The following is a 24,863-nucleotide window of genomic DNA, read 5'->3' on the forward strand; positions in this document are numbered from 1 at the left end:
GGTTGAATCATATGAACACACGCCCCATAGCCATCAGCCTGCTGGTAATCATCGCCCTCGTCGTGGCGCAATGGCAGAACTGGCTGCCGAACTCGGTGTGGATACGACTGCTGACCGGGATCGTCGTCGTGGTCTGCCTCATCGTCATCGCCTACCAGCGTCACCAATGACCAACGACAGGGCCGCGGACAGGGCGACGGACGAGGCGATGGCGCCATTCGCCGAACAGACGCGACGATGGTTCACGGCCACGTTCGGCGAACCCACCGAGGCGCAACGCAGGGCATGGCCGGCCATCCGCTCTGGCGACAACGTGCTCGTCATCGCGCCCACCGGCTCGGGCAAGACCCTGTCGGCGTTCCTCTACGCCATCGACCGGATGATACGGGAACGCATGGCCGACGACGCCGCATCTGCCGCCGGAACCGAACAAGACGTGCGTCGCCCCGGCGTACGCGTGCTGTACATCTCGCCGCTGAAGGCGCTGGGCGCGGACGTGGCGAGAAACCTCACCGCGCCATTGGAGGGCATCGCCGACGAGATCGAACACGACGGCGGCCGACGCCCGAACATCGGCGTGGCCATGCGCAGCGGCGACTCCACGCCGCAGGAACGACGCCGTATCGCCTCCCATCCGCCGGATATCCTCGTCACCACGCCCGAATCGCTGTACCTCATGCTCACCTCCAAGGCGCGGCGCATCCTCACCACCGTCGACACCGTCGTCGTCGACGAGGTGCACGCCATCGCCGGGACCAAACGTGGCGCCCACCTCGCCGTCAGCCTCGAACGGCTCGAACGGCTCACCGAACGGCCGGCGCAGCGCATCGGACTCTCCGCCACCGTACGACCCGCCGCAGAGGCGGCACGGTTCCTTGGCGGCGCCAGGCCCGTCGCCATCATCGATCCCGTGCAGACGCCACGATATGAACTCAAGATCATCGAACCGGTCCGGGACATGCACGACCTCGCCTCCTCCGCCACCGACGAGGACGATGAGCGGAAAACCGGATCTATATGGCCCATGGTCGAACGCAGCGTGCTCGACGCGGTGCTCGACCACCACACCACGCTCGTCTTCGTCAACTCGCGCGGACTATGCGAAAAACTCACCGCGCGGCTCAACGACCTCTACGCACAGCGACGGCATGGGCCCCAGACGGTGGCATACGGCTCCGGGCAACACTACGCGGCCGTCGTCGGCTCCTCGACCATGCTCGTCAACGACCACGACCCCGACGACACCATCGCCATGGCCCACCACGGCTCCGTATCCAAGGACCGGCGCAAACAGGTCGAATCCGACCTCAAGGCGGGACGCCTGCGCTGCGTGGTCGCCACCAGCAGCCTCGAACTCGGCATCGACATGGGCAGCGTGGACCTCGTCATCCAGATATCGCCGCCGTTCTCCGTCGCCAGCGGACTGCAGCGCATCGGACGCGCCGACCATCGGGTGGGCGGCGTCTCCCACGCACGCTTCCATCCGCTGACCCGCCGGCAGATCCTCGACACCACGGCCGCCGTGGAGGCCATGCGATCCGGCGACATCGAAGCGTTCGCCGTCCCCGCCAACCCGCTCGACGTCCTCGCGCAGCAGACCGTGGCCGCGGCCGCCATGACCCCGCTCGACGCCGATGACTGGTATCGCACCGTACGGCGCAGCGCACCCTTCACCGACCTGCCGCGCACGATGTTCGACGCGGTATTGGGCATGTTATCCGGCGCATACTCCACCGAGGCGTTCTCCGCATTCCGTCCCATACTCCTCTGGGACCGCAAGACCGGCGTCGTCACCGCCCGGCCCGGCGCGCAACGGCTCGCCGTCACCTCCGGCGGCACCATCCCCGACCGCGGCACCTACAGCGTCGTCCTGCCCGACGAACTCGCCAAGAACGGGCCCAAACGCGTCGGCGAACTCGACGAGGAAATGGTCTACGAATCCCGCGTCGGCGACGTCATCACGCTCGGCACCTCCACATGGCAGATACGACAGATCACCCGCGACCGGGTCATCGTGCTGCCCGCCCCCGGAAGAACCGCACGACTGCCGTTCTGGCACGGCGACGGCGACGGGCGAGACGCCGAATTCGGCCGGCGTCTGGGCGCCGTGACCCGCCAACTGCACTCCGGACTGGACGGTACACGATTCGACGGGCCGACATGCGGCCGACTCGTCGACGACGGGCTCGACCGCAACGCCGTCGACAACCTCGCACGGCTGCTCCACGAGCAACAGGCCGCCACCGCCATCGTGCCCGACGACCGCACACTGGTCATCGAACGCTGCCAGGACGAGGACGGCGACTGGCGGATACTCCTGCACTCGCCATACGGACGACGCGTCCACGAACCCTGGGCCATGGGCATCAACGCACGGCTACGCGACCGATACGGCTACGAAGGCCAGACCATGGCCGACGACGACGGCATCGTGCTGCGCCTGCCCGACACCGGCCAGATCATGCCCGGCACCGACCTGTTCGTCTTCGACCCGGACGAACTGGAGAACACCGTACGCCGGGAGATATCCGGCACCGCGCTGTTCGCCGCACGGTTCCGCGAATGCGCGGCACGGTCGCTGTTCATGCCACGCATGAACCCCGGACGACGCGTCCCCCTATGGCAGCAGCGGCTGCGCGCGGCCCAGCTGCAAGCCGCGGCCAGCGGGCTGAAGAACTTCCCCCTCATGCTCGAGGCGGCGCGCGAATGCCTGCAGGATGTCTACGACATGCCCGCCCTGCGCTCGCTGATGGACGCGTTGCACGACCGGCGCATCGACATCACGGACGTGACCACGGCCACGCCGTCGCCGTTCGCGCAGACACTGCTGTTCGGCTACACCGGCGCGAACATGTACCAGTACGACGTGCCGCAGGCAGAACGCAGCGCGGCCATGCTGTCCATGGACGCCGACGTGCTCGCCGAGTTGCTCGGAAGCGACGGGGACCTGTCGCAGGTGCTGGACCCGGACGTGATCGCGGACGCCGAACGACGGCTGCAATGCCTGTCCGACGGTCGGCGCAAACACGGCGTGGAAGGCGTGGCCGACCTGCTGCGTACGCTTGGGCCCCTGACCATGGAGGAGATCGCGCAGCGACTCGACGCCGACGGCGCTGGCAACGGCGTCGGCGGCATGGCTTCCACCCAGCAGGTGGCCGCCATGCTGGAATCACTGCACGACGCGGGACGGGCCGTGCCGATGCCCATCGGGGAGCACCGGTACTGGGCCATACCCGACGACCGTCGCCGGCTGGACGAGGACCCGGACGACCTGATCCTTCGATACGCGCGCACGCATGGGCCGTTCCTCGCCCGGGACATCGCCGGACGGTTCGGCCTCCACCTCGGCCAGACCCGTGCGGAACTGCGCGACCTCGCCGAGGAGAGGCGTCTGGTCCCCGGGACGTTCCTCGCCGACAAAGCGGTGCACGGGGATGCCGCGGGGGAGCGGCAGTACCTGCATCCGGACGTGTTCCGCATCATCCGCACACGCTCATTGGCCAAGGCGCGGGCCGCCGTGCGGCCGGTGGACGCGCGGATATACCAGGGCATGGTCCCCGCATTGCAGGGCGTGGGACCCGTGGGCGGGGAACACTACGACGGGGCGGACGGCGTGCTGCGCGTCATCGAGCAGCTGGAGGGCCTGCCGTTGCCGGCGGCGATGTGGGAGGCCGCCGTGTTCCCCGCACGGGTGCGCGGCTATCGGCCGCAGATGCTTGACGAGCTGCTCGCCTCGGCGGACGTGGCATGGGTGGGTTCGCGGCCGGGGAAGGGAATCCGGCCGGTCGGCGCCATCGCATGGTATGTCGCCGAATCGGCCGTCATGCCCGTGCCGCAGACGCGGACGGAGACACTAGGGTCTGCGGGGGAGGCGGAGTCCGATCCCATCCTCGAACGGATGCGCGGCGGCGGCGCGTTCCAGGCGCGCCAGCTGGCCGGAGACGAGGGGGCGTCGCAATTCGAGAACCACATGCGAAGACTGATATGGCAGGGCGTCATCACCAGCAGCACATTCGCTCCCATACGGACGATGATTGGGGCGTCCCCGTCCGGGGCGGGACGGATGTCGTCGACGAGACGACGGAGACGGCATGCCGGTTTCGGCATGGGACGGCGCCCGCAACCGTCCGATGAGCCGTCATACACCGAATTCGGCGGACTATGGTCGAGCGTGGCCGCCATCGCGGACGCGGGCCGCGACACCGACGCATCCACCGCGGAGAGACACGCCGTGGCGCTCGCGGACATGCTGCTCGACCGGTATGGCATCATCGCGCCGCCCCTGGTGGAGATGGCAGGCATCGTCGGTGGGTTCTCCGCACTGTATCCCATGCTGAAGGTCATGGAGGAGAACGGCGTTCTGGTTCGTGGCATGTTCGTAGAAGGATTCGGCGCGGCGCAGTTCGCGAGGAAGGACACCGTGGATGAGCTGCGGCGCCGCGCGGAACAGCGGCCGGAGAGCGTGGTGGCGTTGGATGCGCTCGATCCCGCCAACCTGTACGGCGCCGCCATGCCTTGGCCGGTGCCGGGGCAGGACCCGCAGCCCGTGGAGGTGCGCCCGGCGTCCCATCCCACACGGCGGGAAGGCGCGTTGACCGTCATCGTCGATGGGGCTGCCGTGCTGTACGCCGCGCCGCGCAGTCATCATCTCACCGTGCTGGCCCCGGTCGACGGCGGCCACGAACGGATGATAAGGCGTGCCTTGGGGGAGCTGGCGTATGCGCTGCGCCGCAGATACGTGACCACGGTGTTCTTCTCCGACGTCAACGGCGTGCCGCTCACCGCACGCACCCCGATGCAGGCGTGGATGCGTGCGGCGGGCTTCACGCCCGCGCCGCGGGGCATGAAACTGTATCCCTGACGAATGGTTGCGGGAACTCAGGCCACTGCGGCGATGGGGGAGGCGATCTCCACGCCGGAGGCGTCGCGCCGCATATCCACGTGGGGCAGCTCCACGGGGGAGCCTGAGGACGTCGCCGCGAACAGCGGCCACGGACCCACATGCGCGAGAATCAGCGTGTTCTGACCCTTGAGGAACCGCTGGGAGCGCACGCCGCCGGTGCCTCGCCCCTTGGTCGGGTACATCTCGAGCGGCGTCACCTTGGCGGCGCCGTTCTCCGTGCCTTCCAGAGCATCGGAGTCGCCCGCGACGGTGAGTACCACGGCGCCCGACTGCGACGCCAGACCCTCGTCGTTCTCCTCGGTCGTCCACGCCACCTTGCCGGCGGGAACGGCGGCGAACGCGGCCACGTGGCATCCCTCGGCGAGACGTATGCCGGCCATGCCGGCGGAGTTCCTGCCCTGGGCCCGCACCTTGGCCCCCTCGAAGGTCAGCAGGGAGGAGTCGGTGGAGACGAACACCAGACGGTCCTCGTCGCCGGCCGGCTGGGCGGCCAGGGCGACGTCGCCGTCCTTGAGGTCGATGACCGACCATGAATCCATCGTGGTCGGCGATTCGCGATTCCATCGTTTGACGACGCCTCCGCGCGTGCCGATTGCCAGGGGGCGTTCGTCGTCAAGGGCCACGGCCGCTATCGTATGTTCGCCGTCGACCGGGTCCGTGCTTTCCGTCGCCGTCAGCAGTTCGTCCGCCTTCACCCCGCCGGATACGCCGAACGACGCCGACGCCGGCAACGCCGGCAGGTCGGCCACATGCGCCAAAACGAAGCGGCCGGCGGACGTTACCAGGCCATAGTCGGATGTGGTCGTGGTGGTGAAGATGGAGACGATCTGGTCGTCCTTCGCGCGAGGCGTCGACGCCGACCGCGACTCGTATGCGTCGATGACGCCGGCCGGCGCGCGGGCGATCAGACCGGAGGCGCTGAGCATGACCACGCATGGCTCGTCGGCGATGGTCAGCGGCATGCCGACCGGCTTGGCGACCGATGCGGCGGAGGATTTCGCGGCGCCGGCCGATGCCGCCGCCTGGGCGATGCCGGAGACCGCGCGGATGGCCGCGGAGTCCTCGGACGCCTCCGCATGGCCGCTGCCGTCGGCGATGCTGCGCACCGCGGACAGGTTCCCGTCCTCGTCGGCGTCGAGCAGCACGGTGCGGCGGGGGTCTCCCCATTTGGCCACGGCCTCGTCCATCTCGTCGGTCACCACACGGTCGAGCCTCGACTCGGAGCCCAGGATCTCGGTGAGCTCGTCGATGCGGCGCCGCAGGTCGTCGCGCTCCGACTCCAACTCGATGCGGCTCATCTTCGTCAGCCTGCGCAGCCGCAGGTCAAGGATGTACTGGGATTGGATCTCGTCGAGGTCGAACACGGCCATGAGCCGCGTCTTCGCCGTGTCCGCATCCTCGGAGCTGCGGATCACCTGGATGACCTCGTCGATGTCGATGAGCGCCAACAGCAGGCCCTCGACCAGATGCAGGCGCTCCTGCGCCTTGCGGCGACGGAATTCGCTTCGCCTGCGGACCACGCCGCGACGATGGTCTATCCACACCTGAAGCAGCTCGCGCAGGCCCATCGTATGAGGCCTGCCGTCCACCAGCGCCACGTTGTTGATGGTGAACGAGTCCTGCAGCGGCGTATGACGGAACAGCTGGGCGAGCACCGCCTCCGGGTTGAACCCCGTCTTGACCTCGATGACGATGCGCGTGCCGTTATGGCGGTCGGTCAGGTCGATGGCGCCGGTCACGCCCTCGATCTTCTTGTTCTTCACGCCCTCGGAGATGCGTTCCAGCACCTTTTCGGGGCCGACCATGAACGGCAGCTGCGTGACCACGATGCCCTTCTTACGGGCCGTGATGTTCTCGATGTGCGTCACCGAACGCGTGACGAACGAGCCGCGGCCCGTCCGATAGGCGTCGCGGATGCCGTCGCGGCCGATGATGATGCCGCCGCCCGGCAGGTCGGGTCCGGGCACGTACCGCATGAGCTCCTCGACCGGTGCGTCGGGATGCGCCATGAGATGCTTCGCGGCGGCGACCACCTCGCCGAGGTTGTGCGTGATCATGTTCGTGGCCATGCCCACCGCGATGCCGGATGAGCCGTTGACCAGCAGGTTCGGGATGGCCGACGGCAGCACCTCCGGCTCCTCGAGCTTGTTGTCGTAGTTCGGGCGGAAGCCCACCGTCTCCTCATCGATGTCCGCGTTCATGCCCAGCGCCGCCGGCGCCAGACGCGCCTCGGTGTATCGTGACGCGGCCGGGCCGTCGTCGAGCGAGCCGAAGTTGCCGTGGCCGTCCACCAGCGGCAGACGCATGGCGAACGGCTGTGCCAGGCGCACCATGGCCTCGTAGATCGCCGAATCGCCATGCGGGTGCAGCTTGCCCATCACCTCGCCGACCACGCGGGCCGACTTCATGTACGCGCGGTCGGGGGTCAGGTTCATCTCGCCCATCTGGTAGATGATGCGCCGTTGCACCGGCTTGAGGCCGTCGCGGGCATCGGGCAGGGCGCGCGCGTAGATCACCGAGTACGCGTATTCGAGGAACGATTTGCTCATCTCCTCGTTCAGCGGCGTATCGACGATGTTCTCCTTGACCGTGCGCGGGTCGAAGGAAGGCTTGGTTCTATGCTTGGTGGCCAACGCGTGAACTCCTTACATGGGTGAATCGACTATCTATATTACGACCACCCGGTCTGCGCATTGACCGGCACAGGTGGTTCAATGGAGCGTATGAGTGTGGAAGTGCCCGATTCAGCCGAACTGCTGCGTTTGCAGCCGACGGTGCGTTACGATTCGACGGACGACCGTTTCCGAGGGGGAAGCCGTCATCTTTCCGCGGTGCTCCCCGCCGTGTCGTCCGCCATCGGGCATCCCATGCCGACCCCCCTGCACCCCGATCCGGACCGGACCCGCGACGAGCTTGGGCTTCCGGACGCATCCAGCGCCATCGTCGTGCTCATCGACGGACTGGGGTTCTGGAACCTCGCCATGCGCCGCGGCCATGCGCGGTACCTGCGTTCCCTGATGGGCGACTCCGCCAACGCCCATCCCATCGCCACCTGCTATCCGAGCACCACGGTCGCCGCGATGAGCACGTTCGGCACGGGGACCTGCCCCGGGCTCACCGCCATGACCGGATACACGCAGCTGAATCCGGAGACCGGCCAGATCTGCCAGCTCATCCAGTTCAAGGAGGCCATGGAGCCGGAGCGTCTGCAGACCCAGCCGACGATATTCGAGCGTCTGACCGCCGAACAGGTGCGTGTGACATCCTCGGGACTGCCGAAATTCGCCTCGTCGCCATTGACGAGGGCGGCGTTCCGCGGCGCCGACTACATCCCCAACGTCCATCCCAAGGACCGGGTCATGGCCGCCTGCGCGGCGGCGCGCACACCCGGACTGACCTACCTGTACATCCGCGACGCGGACAAGACCGGCCATAACTACGGATGGAACTCCGACAAGTGGATCGGCGCCTTCGAACGCATCGACGCCCAGCTGAACATGCTCCGGCGCAACGCGCCCAGAGGGACGCTGATCGTCATCGTCGCCGACCACGGCATGATCGCCACCGACCCGGCGCAGCGCATCGACATCGCCGCCGAACCGGACCTGGCCCGGGGCGTGGCCGCCGTGGGCGGCGAGCCCCGCGCCGTCATGCTGTATGCGGCCCCGGGGGAGGACCCGGAATCCATAACACGGCGCTGGCGCGACCGCTTGGGGGAACGCGCCCTCGTGCGCACCCGCGATCAGGCCATCGCCGACGGCGTCTACGGACCGGTCGCCGACCGCGTACGGCCCATGCTCGGCGACGTACTGGTCAGCGCGGCCGACCGTGTCACCATCGTCGACTCCCGCATCCAGAGCGACAAGGCCACCCGGCTGCCATCGGTTCATGGATCGCAGACGAGCGTTGAGATGGACATCCCCTTCCTCATCGACGTCGCCTAGCCACGCCGGCGTCGTGGCGCCGCCATCCCGGGGTGGGCCTCCGGGTCATTCCCCGAACAGGATCTCGTCCCAGCTGGGCACCGCCGAACGACGGGACCTGCGCTTCTGCCGACCCCCGTCCGATTCATCCCTGCCGTCCTCGTCGTCGTCCGGGACCAGCGGCTTGACGTCGCCTGCCGCGTCGGTCCGGGGCTTCGGCTCCTTCGGTTCCTTCGGCGTCTTGCCGTACAGCCAATCATCCGCGCCGTCGGCCTTGCCGGCGTTCCGGTCCGCGGGATGGGGAGGCAGGTCGGGTTTGGGGCGGGGCGAGGCCGCCTCCTTGCGTCCCGGCAGCGGCACCGTGGGGGTCGAGGAGTCCCGTGCGGCCGCATCGGAACCCCGGGATTCCACTATATGGACATCATTGGTGTGCGTCGGCGAACCCTCCTGAACGGGGAACGGGCCGAACCGGTCGTCAAGCGTATTCTGTCCGGAGGCGGGGTCGAAATCCGATGACTTCAGCAGCTTGCGCGCCGTGGAGTTCATGGGCGTGACGGAATTGTCGCGCATGTCCCACGACCACTCCGCCTTGATGGTGCGTCCGGCCGCCTCGAAGGTGGCATGGATGTGCCACGGCTCCCGCTTGTTGCGCGTGGCCTGCCACGTCACCGAATCCATGGAGACGTGCGCCGCCCGCAACGACGTCCCGATGACGTCGGACACCTTGCGGTTCCGCGGGGCGCCAGGCATGGGAGACGAGAAGAACTGGTTGACCGCATACCGCTTCTCCGTCTCGATGGGTTGCGCGAACCGGCGCACGAGCGCCTCGCTCAGCCCGTATTCGCCGGCGATCTCCCCGGTCGTATGACCGGCGCGGATCATGGACTGGATCGTCGAGATGGGAATCGTGGCGCTCGCCTGCGGATTGGGCTTGCCCTCGTTCTCCTCTTTGATCTGCTTGCTGGCGAGAATGCCCTGCTCAAGCCGGTCGTCGACGTGCACGGCGAACTGCCGCCCCTCGAGGGAGAACACCAGATCGCCGCGTTCGTTGACCTTCTCGAAATGCGCTGCTTTGAGCGTTTCGTTCGACATATGTGGCACCCGACTTCCGAAAAAATTATCAATTACTTCTATTGTGCCCCACGTGTCGAATTTTGCGGGTATTTGAAATCGTGTATCCTATGGCGCAGAACACGACACCATTTTTCGGGAAAAGAGGTTCTCACATGGCACAGGATTACGATTCCCCCAGGAGCAAGGACGAGGACGAGGAGTCCATCGAGGCCCTGGGAAAGAACTCACGGCAGAATCAGGCGGGAGACATCGACGACGATGAGAACGCCATCGCCGAGGACTACGAGCTGCCCGGCGCCGATCTGAGCAATGAGGACTCCTCCGTCACCGTCATTCCCATGCAGGGCGACGAATTCGTCTGCTCCGAGTGCTTCCTCGTCAAGCACCGCAGCCAGCTCGCGTACACCACCGCCGATGGCGACCCCGTCTGCGAGGAGTGCGCCGGCTGACATGGCATACGACGAAGCATATGATGGGCCGGAGAACGTCGAGGTCCTGGTCCGGTCGCTGGACGGTTCCCCGGTGAGGCTGTGCTATGCGCATGCCGGCGACGCGGGGGCGGACCTCGTGACCACCGAGCGCGTGGAGCTCAGGCCGTTCCAGCGTGCGTTGGTCCCCACGGGCCTGGCCATCGCATTGCCCAGTGGATATGTGGGTCTGGTGCATCCACGGTCCGGACTCGCCGTCAAACGGGGCGTGACCGTGCTCAACGCGCCGGGCACGATAGACGCCGGATACCGCGGCGAGATCAAGGTGCCGCTCATCAACCTCGACCCGGAGCACGACGTCGTCTTCGAGCCGGGGGACCGCATCGCCCAGCTGGTGATTCAGCGATACGTCGAGGCGCGGTTCGTCGAGGCAGAACGGTTGCCCGGCTCCGACAGGGCGGAACGGGGATTCGGCTCCACCGGCGTCGAATCCTGAACGGGGCGTCTACAACGTCTACAATAGGCAGCACCAATGGGGTAGGGAGAGGAAAGCGAAGCATGGGCGTGCATACCACTGACAAGCCGAAGGACGTCTCCGCACACGAGCTCGGATGCGAGATCAGCACGGATCCGCTGAACCCGTTGCTGCCGATATGGCAGATGTGCGAGCTGCATCATCCCGGCGAGGACCTGTCGATACTCCAGCGCGCCTACGACCGTGCGGTCGTGCAGCATGCGCCGCAGCGGCGCAAGTCCGGCGAGCCGTACATCATCCATCCTCTTGCGGTGGCGCAGATCCTCGCCGATCTGGGCATGGGGCCGCTGGTCGTGGCGGCCGGGCTCCTGCACGACACCGTGGAGGACACCGACTACACGCTCGACCAGTGCCGCAAGGAGTTCGGCGACACCGTGGCGGGACTCGTCGACGGCGTCACCAAGCTCTCCAAGATGGACTACGGCGACTCGGCCCAGGCCGAGACCATCCGCAAGATGGTCGTGGCCATGAGCCGCGACGTGCGAGTGCTCGTCGTCAAGCTCGCCGACCGCGTGCACAACGCCCGCACGTGGCGGTACGTGAAGACCTCCAGCGCCCAGCGCAAGGCCCGAGAGACCCTCGACGTCTACGCCCCGTTGGCGAACAGGCTCGGCATGAACGCCATCAAGACCGAGCTCGAGGAGCTGAGCTTCAAAGTGCTCTATCCGAAGATCTACAACGAGATCGTGGTGCTCGTGGCCCGTCGCGCCGGCCAGCGCGAGGTGTATCTCAAGCAGATTCTCGAAGAGGTCAACGCCGACCTCAGGAAGCAGGGCGTCAAGGCCTACGTGACCGGCCGGCCGAAGGACTACTTCAGCATCTATCAGAAGATGATCGTGCGCGGGCACGATTTCGAGAACATCTACGATCTGGTGGGCGTGCGCATCATCGTCGACTCGATTCGCGACTGCTATGCCGCGCTCGGCGCCGTGCACGCGCGATGGAACCCGGTGCCCGGCAGGTTCAAGGACTACATCGCCATGCCGAAGCTCAACATGTACCAGTCGCTGCACACCACGGTGGTCGGCCCCGGTGGCAAGCCCGTGGAGATTCAGATTCGTACGTGGGACATGCATCGTCGCGCCGAATTCGGCATCGCGGCCCACTGGAAGTACAAGGAGAACGGTCAGGCGGGGCGTGCGCTGTCATCGCCCGACAAGGCGGACCGTCAGCGCGAGCAGGACGGCGAATACCGAGAGCTTTCCGAGGCCGACAACCTCAAGTGGATCCAGCAGCTGGCCGACTGGACCAGCGAGACGCCCGACTCCAACGAGTTCCTCGGCTCCCTCAAGCAGGACCTCGGCTCGGCCGAGGTGTACGTGTTCACGCCGAAGGGCAAGATCGTGTCGCTGCCCGCGGCCGCCACGCCCGTCGACTTCGCCTACGCCGTGCACACCGAGGTCGGCCACCGCACCATGGGCGCCCGCGTCAACGGCCGGCTCGTGCCGCTCGACACCAAGCTCGACAACGGCGACACCGTCGAGATCCTCACCTCGAAGTCCGACACCGCCGGCCCCTCGCGCGACTGGCTCAGCTTCGTGAAAAGCCCCAAGGCGCGCAACAAGATCCGCCAGTGGTTCAGCAAGGAGCGCCGCAGCGAGGCCATCGAGGAGGGGCGCGAGGAGCTGACGCGCGCCATGCGCAAGCGCAACATGCCCATCTCCACGCTGCTGACCCCCGAGGCGCTGATTGGCGTGGCCGAGGAGCTCAACTACCCGGACCCGAACGCCGTGTTCGCCGCCATCGGCGAGGGTCAGGTCTCCACGCAGAACGTCATCTCCCGTCTGGTCAAGGACGTCGGCCCCGCCGAGGTCGACGACGAGGTGGAGCAGGAGGCGCTGCCGCTGCAGCGCGTGCGCAACGTGGACGCCGCCCCCGGCGTCTCCGTCAAGGGCGTGGACAACATCTGGGTCAAGCTCGCCAAATGCTGCATGCCGGTGCCCGGCGACGCCATCATCGGCTTCATCACCCGCGCGCAGGGCGTATCGGTGCATCGCGCCGACTGCCAGAACCTCATCGACCTCAAGAAGCACCAGCCCGACCGCATCGTCGACGTCTCATGGACCAACGCGAACGGCACGTTCCTCGTGAAGATCCAGGTGGAGGCGCTCGACCGTCCGCACCTGTTGTCGGACGTCACGAGGATGCTCTCCGACCACGGCGTGAACATCATCTCCGGCTCCATCGCCACCGGCGACGACCGCGTGGCCACGAGCCAGTTCGTCTTCGAGATGGCCGACCCGCAGCATCTGACCACGCTGCTGGCCGCCGTGCGCAAGATCGACGGCGTGTTCGACTGCTACCGCATCACCGGTGCCAAGGACAGCGCCGAACCCAAGCTGCGGCACATGTGATGCGAGGATATACCGAATCCACTTTGTCATCCTGAGCGGAGTCCGTGAGGACGAAGTCGAAGGATCTTGTCCGCGTCTTGGATTCGTGCCGAGATCCTTCGACTCGCTCCGCTCGCTCAGGATGACAAACAGGGGCGTTCGCTCAGGATGACAGGGGGTGCTCACCCAGAATAACAGGGGTACTCACCCAGAATGACAGGGGAGCGCCCGATGGGGGAGAATGCTCCGCAGTATTGTTGAGACCACGGCAACAAGGCAAAGGGGCCGGCGCACGGTTTACATCGTGCGCCGGCCCCTTTGGGATATCCGCGGGAGGAAAATCACTTCACCGCGTTGAGCCACTGCTCCTTGGTGGCCTTCTCGGCCTCGAGCGCGGCCTTCTTCTTCGGGTCGCCTTCGGCGGCGATCTTCTCATCAAGCTCGGCGAGCTGGGCGGTGAGCTGCTCCTCGAAGCTGGACTTGCGGGCGTCGGTCTCCGGATCGGACTTCGTCCACTCGGCGTCCTCGACGGCCTTGATCTGCTTCTCCACGTCGTCCAGACGGCTTTCGATGCGGTGCACGTCGCCGCGCGGCACGAAGCCGATCTCGTCCCACTCGTCCTGGATCTTGCTCAGGGCCTGACGGGCGGCCTTGGCGGCCTTCACGTCCTTGACGGGCAACAGGGCCTCGGCCTTCTTGAGCAGCTCCTCCTTCTTGGCGAGGTTCTCCTTCTCGTCGGAGCTGATCTGGTCGCGGTCGGCCTGACGGGCGTTGAAGAACGTGTCGGCGGCCTCGCGGAAACGACCCCACAGGGCGTCGTCGTCGTTGCGTCCGGCGCGGCCGGCCTTCTTCCAGCGGTCCATCAGCTCGTTGAACTTGCGCGAGGTGGCCACCCACTCGGTCGAATCCTTGATGGCGTTGGCCTCCTCGATGATGGCCTCCTTGGCGCGCTTGGCCTGTGCGCGCTCGGCGTCACGGTTCTGCGCCCACTTGCGGCGGGACTGGTTGAACGTGGTGCGGGCGGCGGAGAACCGCTTCCACAGCGCGTCGGCCTGCGTCTTGTCGATGCGCACGCTGGTGCGCTGATGCGTCTGCCACTCGTCGAACAGCGCACGGAACTTGTCGGCGGTGGAACGCCAGTTCGTCTTGTCGCCCAGCGAGGCGGCCAGCGCCTCGGCCTTCTCCACGATGGCGGTGCGCTCCTCGACGGCCTTGGCCACGGCGGCCTTGCGGGCGGCGGCCAGCTCCTCCTTCTTGGCGGCGCCCGCGGCCTTGAGCTCCTCGAACTGCGTCTTGAGCGAGGCGACGTCGCCCACGACCGGCGGATTGTCGACCTCCTGCTCCAGCAGCTTCAGCGACTCGTCGATCTCGTGGGGCTTGATGCCCGCGGACTTCAGACGCGTCGCCAGGAAGTCCAGCTTCGCCTTGAGGTCGAGGAAGCGCGTCGCGTACAGCTTGAGCGCCTCGGACTTGTCGGCGTCGGCGAACTGGCCGACCTCGCGTTCGGCGTCGCCGTCCTTGACGAACACGGTACCGTCGTCGGCGACGCGCCCGAAGGCCTCGGCCTTGGCGATGTCCTCGTCGGAATAGGTGCTCTTCACCACCGTGACCTTGGGGGCCTTCCTGGCGAAGGCCGCCGGTGACGGCGCGTGCGGTTTCGGCGTCGCCTTGGGTCGTGCAGCGGCCTTAGCTGCTGCTGCGGATACGTTCTCGGGTGTGGTTGCAGTCTCGTCCGACATGGCCAGCTCCTTGTGTTCTTGCGTGAGAGAGATGGGAAGAACCATGAAAGCCACGGTTTTTCCACAACTAGACCTATTATATGGACTCGTGGCAAAAGGTGCATCATTATCAGGTTTCCCGGAGTGGCTTCCCGAAGAACGGGTCGTCGAACAGCAGGCTATCGACACGCTCCGCAGGATTTTCGAACTCAACGGGTTCCTCGGCATCGAGACGAGGGCGGTGGAACAGGGCTCCAGCCTCCTGAAGAAGGGCGAGACCAGCAAGGAGATCTACCTGCTGTCCCGTCTGCAGGAGGTCGGCAAGGAGAACGACACGCCCATCGAGGACCGTCTCGGTCTGCATTTCGACCTTACCGTGCCGCTGAGCCGGTACGTCGTCGAGCACTCCGGAGACGTCGTGTTCCCGTTCAAGCGCTGGCAGATCCAGAAGGTCTGGCGCGGCGAGCGTCCGCAGGAGGGTCGTTTCCGCGAGTTCATCCAGGCCGACATCGACGTGGTCGGCAACGGCGATCTGCCGTCCCATTATGAGGTGGAGCTGCCGCTCGTCATGGTCTCCGCGCTCGAGGCCCTGCGCGAGTTCGGCCTGCCCAAGGCGACCGTCCACGCCAACAACCGTAAGCTTTCCGAAGGCTTCTACCGCGGTCTCGGCCTCACCGACATCGAGGGCGTGCTGCGCGAGATCGACAAGCTCGACAAGATCGGCGCCGACGAGGTGGCCAAGCTGCTCGTCAGCGAATGCGGCGCCAGCGAATCCCAGGCTGCGGCGTGCCTCGAGCTCGCCGGCCTGAGCGCGGCCACCGGCGAGGAGCTGGGGGAGCGCTTCCGCGAACTGTGCGCCAGGCACGGCATCGAAGAGTCCTCCGAGGCCTACCAGCTGGCGAACGAGGGGCTCGCCACGCTCGCGATGATCGTCGACGAGGCCGCCCGCATCCGTCCGGGCGCCGTCGTGGCCGACCTCAAGATCGCCCGCGGACTCGACTACTACACCGGCTCCGTCTACGAGACGTTCCTCGATGGCGCGGCATCGCTCGGCTCCATCTGCTCCGGAGGACGCTACGACAACCTCGCCACCCAGGGCAAGAAGAAGTACCCGGGCGTGGGCCTGTCCATCGGCCTGTCCCGTCTCGTCTCCTACATGCTGCACACCGCGGGCGCCAAGGCAAGCCGCCAGTCGCCGGCCGCCGTGCTCGTGGCCGTGTGGAACGAGGACGAACGCAGCCAGGCCAACCGCATCGCCGAGTCCCTGCGCTCCCGCGGCATCGCCGCCGACGTGGCCCCCACCGCGGCCAAGCTCGGCAAGCAGATCAAATACGCCGACAAGCTGGGCATCCCCTACGTGTGGTTCCCCGGCCAGGACGGCGCCGACGACGAGGTGAAGAACATCGTCTCCGGCGACCAGACCAAGGCCGACGCCTCGACGTGGCGGCCGGATGCGCAGGTCGCCGAGCAGACCGTCGAGTACGGCGGAAAGTGACGGCTCACAATCCGTTACCGCCCCACGTCGGCGATTCGATATAATACGTGAGATTTCAATCCATGGAAGGAATAGAGGCACAATGAGCCAGACGGCTTACAGAACACAGCACGCCACCGAGGTGACCGAGGCCCTCGTCGGCCAGAAGGTCACCCTCGCCGGTTGGGTGGACCGTCGCCGCGATCACGGCGGCGTCGCGTTCATCGACCTGCGCGACAGCACCGGCCTGGTGCAGGTCGTCATCTACGACGAGGAGGTGGCCCGCCCCCTGAGGAGCGAGTTCGTCATCCAGGTCGTCGGCGAGGTCCGCCTGCGCCCGGAAGGCAACGAGAACGACCATCTCGCCACCGGCAAGATCGAGGTCGTGGCCGAGAAGATCGAGATCCTCGCCAAGTCCGACGCCCTGCCCTTCCAGGTGTCCACCGCGCTTGAGAACGAGTCCGAGAACAAGCTGCCCGGCGAGGACGTGCGCCTCAAGTACCGCTATCTCGACCTGCGCCGCCCCTCCATGCAGCACAACCTCAAGCTGCGCTCCGACATGGCCAAGGCCGCCCGCCACGCCCTCGAGGACATGGACTTCACCGAGGTCGAGACCCCGACCTTCATCAAGTCCACGCCGGAAGGCGCCCGCGACTTCCTCGTGCCCGCCCGCCTCGTGCCCGGCTCCTGGTACGCGCTGCCGCAGTCCCCGCAGCTCCTGAAGCAGCTGCTCATGGTCTCCGGCGTCGAACGCTACTACCAGCTCGCCCGCTGCTACCGCGACGAGGACTTCCGCGCCGACCGCCAGCCCGAGTTCACCCAGCTCGACATGGAGATGGCCTACGTTGACCAGGAGGACGTCATGGCCATGGCCGAGAAGGTCATCGCCGCCATCTGGAAGTCCGCCGGCTACGACATCAAGCTGCCGATTGACCGCATCAGCTGGCAGGACGCCATGGACAAGTACGGTTCCGACAAGCCCGACCTGCGTTTCGGCAACCAGATCGTCGAACTGACCGAATACTTCAAGGACACCCCGTTCCGCGTGTTCCAGGCCCCGTACGTCGGCGCCGTCGTCTACAAGGGCGCTGCCGACCTGCCGCGCCGCAAGTTCGACGCCTGGCAGGACTGGGCCCGCCAGCGCGGCGCCAAGGGCCTCGCCTACGTGCAGTTCACCGCCGACGGCAACCTCAAGGGCCCCGTCGCCAAGAACCTCTCTGACGACGAGCGCAACGGCCTGCGCGAGGCCGTCGGCGCCGAACCCGGCGACGCCGTGTTCTTCGCCGCCGGCTCCCGCGAATCCTCGCAGCTGCTGCTCGGTGCCGTCCGCGTCGAGATCGCACGCCGTCAGGGTCTGCTCGACCCCAAGCAGTTCGCCTTCACCTGGGTCGTCGACTTCCCGCTGTTCAAGCCCACCGACGATCCCGATGACGACGACGTCGCCGTCGGCCACTCCAAGTGGACCTCCATGCACCACCCCTTCACCATGCCGTCCGCCGACTGGCTCGACAAGTTCGACAAGGACCCGGAGCACGCCATGTCCGACTCCTACGACATCGTCTGCAATGGCGAGGAGATGGGCGGCGGTTCCGTGCGTATCCACCGCGACGACATCCAGAACCGCGTGCTCGACGTGCTCGGCATCACCAAGGAGGAGGCTGACGAGAAGTTCGGCTTCCTGCTCGAGGCCTTCAAGTACGGCGCCCCGCCCCACGCCGGCATCGCCCTCGGCTGGGACCGCACCGTGTCCATCCTCGCCGGCGCCGACTCCATCCGCGACGTCATCGCCTTCCCGAAGGCCGGCGGCGGCCGCGACCCGCTCACCGGCGCCCCCGCCCCGATTTCGGACGAGCAGCGCGCCGAGACCGGCGTCGACTACGACCCCGAAGAGGACGAGGACTGATGAAGACCGATTGATGGAGCGTCAGCGGCGTCATTGCAGACTTCGACGTACTGTTGTACGCCTTCGTCTGCATTCCTTGCTGCCGCACGCATCAATCGGTCTTCATCGGGGGAATTTTCCCGATTGAAAGGGCGGAACCTATGTGGGTTCCGCCCTTTTCCGTTGGATTGCGTACTTGCGATTTGCCGGACCGGAGGATTCAGGGACGAATCACCGCATCCAGGAATCGTTCGTCGTGGGATACGACGATTAGCGCCCCCGGATATGAGGTCAGCAGCCGGGCCAACGCCTTCTTGGACGTCAGGTCGAGATGGTTCGTCGGCTCGTCCATGACGATCAGTTGCGGTCGTGCCGGCAACGCCAGACACAGCAGCAGCTTGCGCAGTTCGCCCGGAGACGGTCTGCCTCCCGACAATAGCCGGTCCGCGTCGGCGTTGAGCCGTGCGTACGCTCCCAGCACCCGGGACCGGTCGTCATCGTCCAATTCGTCGAGACGGGTCAGGGCCTGGTCCGCGTCGGCGTCGGTCGTATCCTGCGGGATAATCAGTTTCGGCACGTCGGCGGCATGGGCGACCAGGGCGCGTAGCAGCGTCGACTTTCCGGAACCGTTCGGGCCCGTCACCGCGACATGGTCGCGCGGGCCCAGCGAGATCGTCGGGACCATGAGCCCCTCCGGCATGACGCCTTCAGGGGGTGGGGACAGCAGGATATGGTTCCCGCGACATGCCGTCCTGCACAGTACCGCCCTGATCCGTGAATCGTCATCCTTCCGACCGTCGGCGGTGTCGGATTCCCCGAACCGGATCACGCCCGCTTCGAGCCTGAGCATCTCACGTCGGCGGCTCGGTTCGATCGCCATCCAGATGTCGCCATCGTATCGTTTCGCCGCGGTCGTCAGTCCGTCCCGTCGGCGTCGTGTGGCGTCGAGCCGGCCGTCAAGCTGCGCGTAGGCGCGGGTCACGCCCCGGTCGAGTCCGGTCATCTTCGCCAGCTGCCGCCTGTTGCGTGCGTCATGGTCCCTGCGGTCGATGCGTTCGCCGTGACGTTTCTCCGCCTCCACCTGTCGCACCTTGGCGAGCCGTTGCGTCCGTACCGCCTCCAGGCGTGCCGTCTCACGCCGTGCCGCCGCCAACGAGGATTCGTCGGCGGCGGCACGTGCGGCGATGAGGTCGGCGGCCTGCGTCCATCCGCCGGAATAGGTGTTGACGACGGTCACGTTGCGTGTGCCGATATGTCGTCTCTCGAACACGACGCACCGGCCGCAGGTCGCGTCGATGAACGATTCGTCATGCGATATGACGATGCCGATTCCCCGATAGCCGTGCATCGCCGTGATGATTCGGTCCCGCGTCGCCGCGTCGACATGGTTCGTCGGTTCGTCGAGGATCAGCACGTCGGGACGTCGGGCGAGCGCGCAGGCGATCTGCAGCCGCTTGCGTTCGCCGCCGGAGAGCTCGTCGTATCGGTAGGTCCAGTCGTCGCCTACGTCGAGGGAGTCTCGGACGGCGATCGACTCCGGCGACCAGTCGGCGGCGAAATCGTCGAGATTCGGCGGCGGCACGGCGATGGACTGGGGACAATGTCCGACGATCATCCGTCGTGGATCGGGGGCCATCGTTCCGGCGTCGGGGATGACGGCGCCTCGCACGACCGACATGAGCGTGGTCTTGCCGATGCCGTTGTCGCCGATGACCGCCGTCCATCCGGCCGGAAACGACGCGGAGACGTCGTCGAACAGCGGTTCCGGCGCGTCCGGATAGGTGAAGGTGATTCCGGACAGGGTGAGGATGGATGGTTGCATGAGGTCACGCCTTTCGTTTCGGGCGTGCCGTTGTCCTGGATGTCTCGATGCGATGACGGTAGGGAACCCGTGGCATCGGCGGCCGGGAGGACGCCGGCCATCGATGGATGACGCGCGGCGGCACGCTTCGGCGCGTGGTTCCGCTGCACTACCGTCATCCTTCACAGACGCAACTGGGTCGATTCCCTTCCCTTAAGGGCCCTTGGCATATGGGAGCCCCTCCGACTTGACGGAGCAACTATACCATGAATGCATGGAGTTCTTGAAGGATTGCAGAGCCGGACTTCTTCAACTCCCCCTTAGTCTCGCTGCGTTCGGCAGCTCCCCTCAATCATGAAGGGATCCCACGGGCCATGGAATGGTGTAGCGGACTATAGGAGATTTCTATAGGAGCGACGGCGTGAGCGGAGCGATCCGCCGGTATGCTGGGTGGCATTGGCCGTCCCTGCGGGGCGGCGGGAATCCGGGGGAGACCCATATCGGGCCGTACAAGTGAACTGGGGGAAGCTCATGGCATTGGAGATATTGGACTGGCATGACGGACGGCTGCTGGCCAAGCCGGTGTTCGACGCGTTGAACGCGTTGGTCGCGGCAGGCGTGCCCGAATCGAAGATCATCGGCGTGACCGAAAACACCGACGAGGAGTCCGACACCGACCTGTGGTGCCCGAAGTACGGCATTTCGTTCGACATCACCGGCAATGTCGTGGTCGTCCACACGCACAAGACGCGCAAGGCGCCGCCGCAGTTCGCCGCCGCGTTCGTCACCGCCGACACGCGCGCCGACCTCAACGGGCTCGTCAAGCACACGCTCGGCGTGAGCAAGGTGTCCTTCGCGCCCATCACCGCCGCGGTCGAGGCCACGGGCATGGAATCGGGCGGCATGTCGCCCATCGGGCTGCCGGCCGCATGGCCGCTGCTCGTCGACCGCCGCATCCTCGACATTCCCAGGCTGTATCTCGGCTCCGGCATCCGTCCGTCGAAACTCGTCGTCGACGGATCGCTGTTCGCCGACATCCCCGGCGTCGAACTCGTCGACGGACTTGGCAAACCCCGTCACTGACGTCGTCGTCGACGCGGGGTCCGTGCCATCGTAAGCCCATGCCCCATACCATGCGGCAGGCTCGTAAAACGTTTGAAACCGGGGTATGGGCTATACTGCATTTATGTCAGAAGAGAAAATTTACCGTACGGACGACTCCCGTCCACTTGTGGAACTCACCCACGTGGAGAAGCATTTCGGCGACCTCCACGTTCTGAAGGACATCAATCTCAAGGTCGCCAAGGGCGAGGTGCTCGTCGTCGTCGGCCCCTCCGGCTCCGGCAAATCCACGATGTGCCGCACCATCAACCGTCTGGAGACCATCGACTCCGGCGACATCCGCATCGACGGCAAGCCCCTGCCCCAGGAGGGCAAGGAGCTCGCCCGCCTGCGCGCCGAAGTCGGCATGGTGTTCCAGTCGTTCAACCTGTTCGCCAACAAGACCATCCTCGAGAACGTGGCCCTGGCTCCCATCCGCGTACGTCACATGGCCAAGAAGGAGGCCGAGGACCAGGCCATGGAGCTGCTCGCCCGCGTGGGCGTCGACTCCCAGGCGTCCAAGATGCCCGCCCAGCTCTCCGGCGGCCAGCAGCAGCGCGTCGCCATCGCCCGCGCCCTCGCCATGCATCCCAAGGTCATGCTCTTCGACGAACCGACCTCCGCGCTCGATCCCGAAATGGTCAACGAGGTGCTCGACGTCATGATCGAACTCGCCCACGAGGGCATGACCATGATCTGCGTCACCCATGAGATGGGCTTCGCACGCCGCGCCGCCGACCGCATCGTCTTCATGGCCGACGGCCAGATCATGGAGGAGGCCTCGCCCGACGAGTTCTTCGACCATCCGAAGAGCGACCGCGCCAAGGACTTCCTTTCCAAGATCCTCACGCACTGATTTTCATCGTTGCAGGATACCGAGGAAACGAGAGACAAGAGACAGCACTATGAACACAGTGACAACGGCCGTCCGACGGCTGTGGAAGAGACTGCTCGCCGTGGTCTGCGTCGTGGCATGCATATGCTCCGTCGCCGCCTGCGGCTCGGGCGACGAGGCGGGCAAGATCCGCATCGGCATCAAATTCGACCAGCCGGGCCTGGGCTTCAAGAAATCAGGCACCTACGTGGGATTCGACGTGGACGTGGCCAAGTACGTGGCCAAGCAGCTGGGATACTCCGAGGACGAGATCGTCTGGAAGGAGGCGCCGTCCAAACAGCGTGAGGCCATGCTGCAGAACGGCGACGTCGACATGATCCTCGCCACGTACTCCATCACCGACGCCCGCAAGAACGCCGTGTCGTTCGCCGGACCGTACTTCGTCGCCGGCCAGGACCTGCTCGTCCGCCGCGACGACACCAGCATCAAAGGCCCCGAGGACCTCAACGGCAAGCGCCTATGCTCCGTCACCGGCTCCACCTCCGCCACCACCGTCAAGGAGAAGTTCGCCAACGAGGTGCAGCTCATGGAACAGCCCGGCTACGCCGAATGCGCCACCGCGCTGTTCTCCGGCATCGTCGACGCCGTGACCACCGACGACATCATCCTCGCCGGCCTCGCCTCCGCCTCCCGAGGCAAGCTCAAGGTCGTGGGCAAGCCGTTCACGCAGGAATACTACGGCGTCGGCATCAAGAAGGGCGACAAGGCGTTCGCGAAGAAGATCAACGCCGCCATCGAGTCCATGATCAAGGACGGCTCCTGGCAGCGGGCCATCGAGGACAACACCAAGGGCACCGGATACAAGCCGAACGCGGAATACAACCCGCCGAAGCCCACGGAGGGGGAGTGACATGGAAAGCTTCATCAGCCTGTTCACCGAATACGACATCCCCGCAGCGTTCCTCGTCAACATCGAACTGACCCTGTGGTCGGCCCTCTTCTCGCTCATCCTCGGCGTCGTCCTCGTGATGATGCGCATCTCGCCCATCGGCTCCATGCGGGCCGTCGCCGCCGGATACGTGGAGTTCTTCAAGAACATGCCGCTCACCATCATCATGGTGTTCATGGTGCTCGGCGCCTACGCCCAGCTCAAGCTCACCTTCTCCGACACGTTCGCCACGAACTTCTTCTGGCTGGCCGTCACCGGCCTGAGCCTGTACACGGCGGCGTTCGTCTGCGAGTCGCTGCGAAGCGGCATCAACACGGTGCCGCTCGGCCAGGCCGAGGCGGCGCGCGCCCTGGGCCTGAGCTTCATGCAGTCCGCCACCGAGATCATCCTGCCGCAGGCCTTCCGCGGCTCCGTGGCGCCGCTGGGCAACACGTTCATCGCGCTGCTCAAGAACTCCACCGTCGCCGCCGCCGCATCCGTGGCCACGGAGACGTCATCGCTGATGAGCCAGATGATCGAATACCATCCCGACGTGATCGTCTCGATCTTCCTGATCTTCGCGTTCGGCTACGTGATCCTCATCATCCCCATCGGCATGCTGACCACATACCTGTCCAACAAGCTCGCGGTAAGAAGGTGATCCGGCAATGAACAACACATCCTCATCGGTCCTGTTCGACCAGCCCGGCCCCAAGGGCCGACGCCGCATCGCCGTCATCAACTGGATTGCGGCCGCATGCTTCATCATCGTGCTCGCGCTCATCCTCATGCGCCTGCACAACCCGCCGGACGGCGAGAACCAGCTCAGCTGGGAGCTGTGGAAGCCCGCGCTCGAAAAGGAGGCGTGGACCGACTTCTACCTGCCTGGCCTGTGGATGACCATCAAGGCGTCCGTGCTCGCCGTCATCGGCTCCGTGCTCTTCGGCCTGCTGTTCGGCATCGGCCGCCTGCTGCCGAGCATCATCGTGCGCGGCGTCTCGTCGGTCATCGTCGAATTCTGTCGAGCCGTGCCCGTGCTGCTCCTCATGATCTTCTTCTGGCGCTGGTTCGCCTTCGCCGGCATGGGCGAGCCCTCATACTGGGCCGTCGTCCTCGCGCTCGTGCTGTACAACGGATCCGTCGTCGCCGAACTCGTACGCTCCGGCGTGGGCAACCTACCCGGCGGCCAGCGCGAGGCCGCGCTCGCATTGGGCCTGACCCGCACCGAATCGCTCATGCAGATCGAGGTGCCGCAGGCCATCAACGCCATGCTGCCCGCCGCCGTCACCCAGCTGGTCGTCGTGCTCAAGGACACCGCCCTCGGCTCCATCATCATGTACACCGACCTGCTGCAGGAGTCCCGGCGCCTCGGTTCGATGTACTTCAACATCCTCCAGACGCTCGTCGTGGCCGGCATCGTCTACTTCTTCGCCTGCTGGCTGCTGTCGCGCCTCGCCGAATGGCTGCCCGAACACATGCAGCAGCGCACCGCCGCCCCGGTCGACACCGAGCCCGTCGCGCCCATCGCCGTGATGGACCCGTCCAACGTCAACCAGATCGCCGTGGCCAAGGAGGTCGAGGAACTGCCGCTCGGCGGCACCCCACGCAAATACCATGCGCACCACCGCGGCACGAACGCGTCCATCCACAACTGGCGCCGCACCCGCTACGAGCAGGGCTACGACGAGACGCACCCCGACAACCGCGACGGGAAGCCCAACGACAAGAAAGCCGGCAAGTCCGAAAAGAAGACGGACGGCCATCCGGAATCCAAGAAGAGCTTCTCCGGCGACCATCACCGCTTCGGCGCCGCCTCGTTCAAGCACGGCAACGACATCGGCAAGGGACGCAACGACATCGGCGGCAAGCCGAAGATCTGATTGTCCCACCCACCCGGTCCGGGTTCAGGAACCGTCCCCTCCCGGCGG

17 protein-coding genes are annotated in these 24,863 nt (G+C 66.1%); 13 read left to right on the forward strand and 4 right to left on the reverse strand.

The annotated features are described in order from the left end of the window. The first annotated feature begins 11 nt into the window (after positions 1-11). Both KIH77_RS01265 and KIH77_RS01270 read left to right on the forward strand, forming a co-directional pair. The gene (locus tag KIH77_RS01265) at positions 12-170 is read left to right on the forward strand and encodes a hypothetical protein (protein WP_219099270.1); all 159 of its coding nucleotides are present in this window, start codon (positions 12-14) and stop codon (positions 168-170) included. Next, positions 167-4,861 (forward strand): ATP-dependent helicase, encoded by a 4,695-nt coding sequence (locus KIH77_RS01270; protein ID WP_219099271.1) that lies wholly within the window; start codon positions 167-169, stop codon positions 4,859-4,861. The genes KIH77_RS01265 and KIH77_RS01270 overlap by 4 nt, the downstream gene beginning before the upstream one ends. Positions 4,862-4,878: 17 nt before the next feature. Here the strand turns inward: KIH77_RS01270 and KIH77_RS01275 are convergent, their stop codons facing one another. After that, positions 4,879-7,536: a DNA gyrase/topoisomerase IV subunit A gene (locus tag KIH77_RS01275; protein ID WP_236024358.1), complete on the reverse strand. Its 2,658-nt coding sequence runs from the start codon at positions 7,534-7,536 to the stop codon at positions 4,879-4,881. A 90-nt stretch (positions 7,537-7,626) separates the two neighbouring features. Between KIH77_RS01275 and KIH77_RS01280 the strand changes: the two genes are divergently transcribed. After that, complete coding sequence (locus KIH77_RS01280) at positions 7,627-8,847, forward strand: alkaline phosphatase family protein (RefSeq protein ID WP_219099272.1); 1,221 nt, start codon at positions 7,627-7,629, stop codon at positions 8,845-8,847. 45 nt (positions 8,848-8,892) lie between these two features. Here KIH77_RS01280 and sepH read toward each other — a convergent pair whose 3' ends face one another. Next, positions 8,893-9,918, reverse strand: a complete 1,026-nt coding sequence (gene sepH, locus KIH77_RS01285; RefSeq protein ID WP_219099273.1) for a septation protein SepH — start codon at positions 9,916-9,918, stop codon at positions 8,893-8,895. 134 nt (positions 9,919-10,052) lie between these two features. On the opposite strand from sepH, the gene KIH77_RS01290 reads away from it, so the two are divergent. The 3 genes from KIH77_RS01290 to KIH77_RS01300 all read left to right on the forward strand — a co-directional run bounded on the left by KIH77_RS01290 (position 10,053) and on the right by KIH77_RS01300 (position 13,217). Further along, on the forward strand, positions 10,053-10,349 hold the full coding sequence (locus KIH77_RS01290; protein WP_219099274.1) for a DUF4193 domain-containing protein: 297 nt from the start codon (positions 10,053-10,055) through the stop codon (positions 10,347-10,349). A gap of 1 nt (position 10,350) precedes the next feature. After that, positions 10,351-10,824 (forward strand): dUTP diphosphatase, encoded by a 474-nt coding sequence (gene dut / locus KIH77_RS01295; RefSeq protein WP_219099275.1) that lies wholly within the window; start codon positions 10,351-10,353, stop codon positions 10,822-10,824. A gap of 62 nt (positions 10,825-10,886) precedes the next feature. Next, a complete protein-coding gene (locus KIH77_RS01300; RefSeq protein WP_219099276.1) occupies positions 10,887-13,217 on the forward strand; it encodes a RelA/SpoT family protein in 2,331 nt (776 codons plus the stop codon). A 320-nt stretch (positions 13,218-13,537) separates the two neighbouring features. Here the strand turns inward: KIH77_RS01300 and KIH77_RS01305 are convergent, their stop codons facing one another. Continuing rightward, positions 13,538-14,935, reverse strand: coding sequence for a DUF349 domain-containing protein (locus tag KIH77_RS01305; protein WP_219099277.1), 1,398 nt, complete (start codon positions 14,933-14,935; stop codon positions 13,538-13,540). Between the two features lie 88 nt (positions 14,936-15,023). Here KIH77_RS01305 and hisS point away from each other — a divergent pair, with 88 nt between their 5' ends. Next, on the forward strand, positions 15,024-16,409 hold the full coding sequence (gene hisS, locus KIH77_RS01310) for a histidine--tRNA ligase (protein ID WP_219099278.1): 1,386 nt from the start codon (positions 15,024-15,026) through the stop codon (positions 16,407-16,409). Between the two features lie 82 nt (positions 16,410-16,491). Next, the gene (gene aspS, locus KIH77_RS01315) at positions 16,492-18,291 is read left to right on the forward strand and encodes an aspartate--tRNA ligase (RefSeq protein WP_219099279.1); all 1,800 of its coding nucleotides are present in this window, start codon (positions 16,492-16,494) and stop codon (positions 18,289-18,291) included. A 199-nt stretch (positions 18,292-18,490) separates the two neighbouring features. Here aspS and KIH77_RS01320 read toward each other — a convergent pair whose 3' ends face one another. Then, positions 18,491-20,092 (reverse strand): ATP-binding cassette domain-containing protein, encoded by a 1,602-nt coding sequence (locus KIH77_RS01320; protein ID WP_219099280.1) that lies wholly within the window; start codon positions 20,090-20,092, stop codon positions 18,491-18,493. 510 nt (positions 20,093-20,602) lie between these two features. Between KIH77_RS01320 and KIH77_RS01325 the strand changes: the two genes are divergently transcribed. The 5 genes from KIH77_RS01325 (at position 20,603) to KIH77_RS01345 (ending at position 24,815) form a co-directional block, all read left to right on the forward strand. After that, complete coding sequence (locus tag KIH77_RS01325) at positions 20,603-21,154, forward strand: YbaK/EbsC family protein (RefSeq protein WP_219099281.1); 552 nt, start codon at positions 20,603-20,605, stop codon at positions 21,152-21,154. A 103-nt stretch (positions 21,155-21,257) separates the two neighbouring features. Beyond that, the gene (locus tag KIH77_RS01330; protein WP_219099282.1) at positions 21,258-22,028 is read left to right on the forward strand and encodes an amino acid ABC transporter ATP-binding protein; all 771 of its coding nucleotides are present in this window, start codon (positions 21,258-21,260) and stop codon (positions 22,026-22,028) included. A gap of 49 nt (positions 22,029-22,077) precedes the next feature. Continuing rightward, on the forward strand, positions 22,078-22,917 hold the full coding sequence (locus KIH77_RS01335) for a glutamate ABC transporter substrate-binding protein (RefSeq protein ID WP_219099283.1): 840 nt from the start codon (positions 22,078-22,080) through the stop codon (positions 22,915-22,917). Position 22,918: 1 nt separating this feature from the next. Further along, positions 22,919-23,596, forward strand: a complete 678-nt coding sequence (locus KIH77_RS01340) for an amino acid ABC transporter permease (RefSeq protein ID WP_219099284.1) — start codon at positions 22,919-22,921, stop codon at positions 23,594-23,596. 7 nt (positions 23,597-23,603) lie between these two features. Further along, complete coding sequence (locus KIH77_RS01345; protein WP_219099285.1) at positions 23,604-24,815, forward strand: amino acid ABC transporter permease; 1,212 nt, start codon at positions 23,604-23,606, stop codon at positions 24,813-24,815. Positions 24,816-24,863: the final 48 nt, after the last annotated feature.

It is taken from the genome of Bifidobacterium pluvialisilvae (genome assembly GCF_019331695.1).
GTDB lineage: Bacteria > Actinomycetota > Actinomycetes > Actinomycetales > Bifidobacteriaceae > Galliscardovia > Galliscardovia pluvialisilvae.

Excerpts from the sequence above, each read along its gene's own strand:
- KIH77_RS01320 (WP_219099280.1), bottom strand. The coding sequence starts at position 20,092 with ATGCAACCATCCATCCTCACCCTGTCCGGAATCACCTTCACCTATCCG.
- KIH77_RS01345 (WP_219099285.1), top strand. The coding sequence starts at position 23,604 with ATGAACAACACATCCTCATCGGTCCTGTTCGACCAGCCCGGCCCCAAG.
- KIH77_RS01290 (WP_219099274.1), top strand. The coding sequence starts at position 10,053 with ATGGCACAGGATTACGATTCCCCCAGGAGCAAGGACGAGGACGAGGAG.
- KIH77_RS01305 (WP_219099277.1), bottom strand. The coding sequence starts at position 14,935 with ATGTCGGACGAGACTGCAACCACACCCGAGAACGTATCCGCAGCAGCA.
- KIH77_RS01300 (WP_219099276.1), top strand. The coding sequence starts at position 10,887 with ATGGGCGTGCATACCACTGACAAGCCGAAGGACGTCTCCGCACACGAG.
- sepH (WP_219099273.1), bottom strand. The coding sequence starts at position 9,918 with ATGTCGAACGAAACGCTCAAAGCAGCGCATTTCGAGAAGGTCAACGAA.
- KIH77_RS01265 (WP_219099270.1), top strand. The coding sequence starts at position 12 with ATGAACACACGCCCCATAGCCATCAGCCTGCTGGTAATCATCGCCCTC.
- dut (WP_219099275.1), top strand. The coding sequence starts at position 10,351 with ATGGCATACGACGAAGCATATGATGGGCCGGAGAACGTCGAGGTCCTG.
- KIH77_RS01280 (WP_219099272.1), top strand. The coding sequence starts at position 7,627 with ATGAGTGTGGAAGTGCCCGATTCAGCCGAACTGCTGCGTTTGCAGCCG.
- aspS (WP_219099279.1), top strand. The coding sequence starts at position 16,492 with ATGAGCCAGACGGCTTACAGAACACAGCACGCCACCGAGGTGACCGAG.
- KIH77_RS01330 (WP_219099282.1), top strand. The coding sequence starts at position 21,258 with ATGTCAGAAGAGAAAATTTACCGTACGGACGACTCCCGTCCACTTGTG.
- KIH77_RS01325 (WP_219099281.1), top strand. The coding sequence starts at position 20,603 with ATGGCATTGGAGATATTGGACTGGCATGACGGACGGCTGCTGGCCAAG.
- KIH77_RS01335 (WP_219099283.1), top strand. The coding sequence starts at position 22,078 with ATGAACACAGTGACAACGGCCGTCCGACGGCTGTGGAAGAGACTGCTC.
- KIH77_RS01270 (WP_219099271.1), top strand. The coding sequence starts at position 167 with ATGACCAACGACAGGGCCGCGGACAGGGCGACGGACGAGGCGATGGCG.
- KIH77_RS01340 (WP_219099284.1), top strand. The coding sequence starts at position 22,919 with ATGGAAAGCTTCATCAGCCTGTTCACCGAATACGACATCCCCGCAGCG.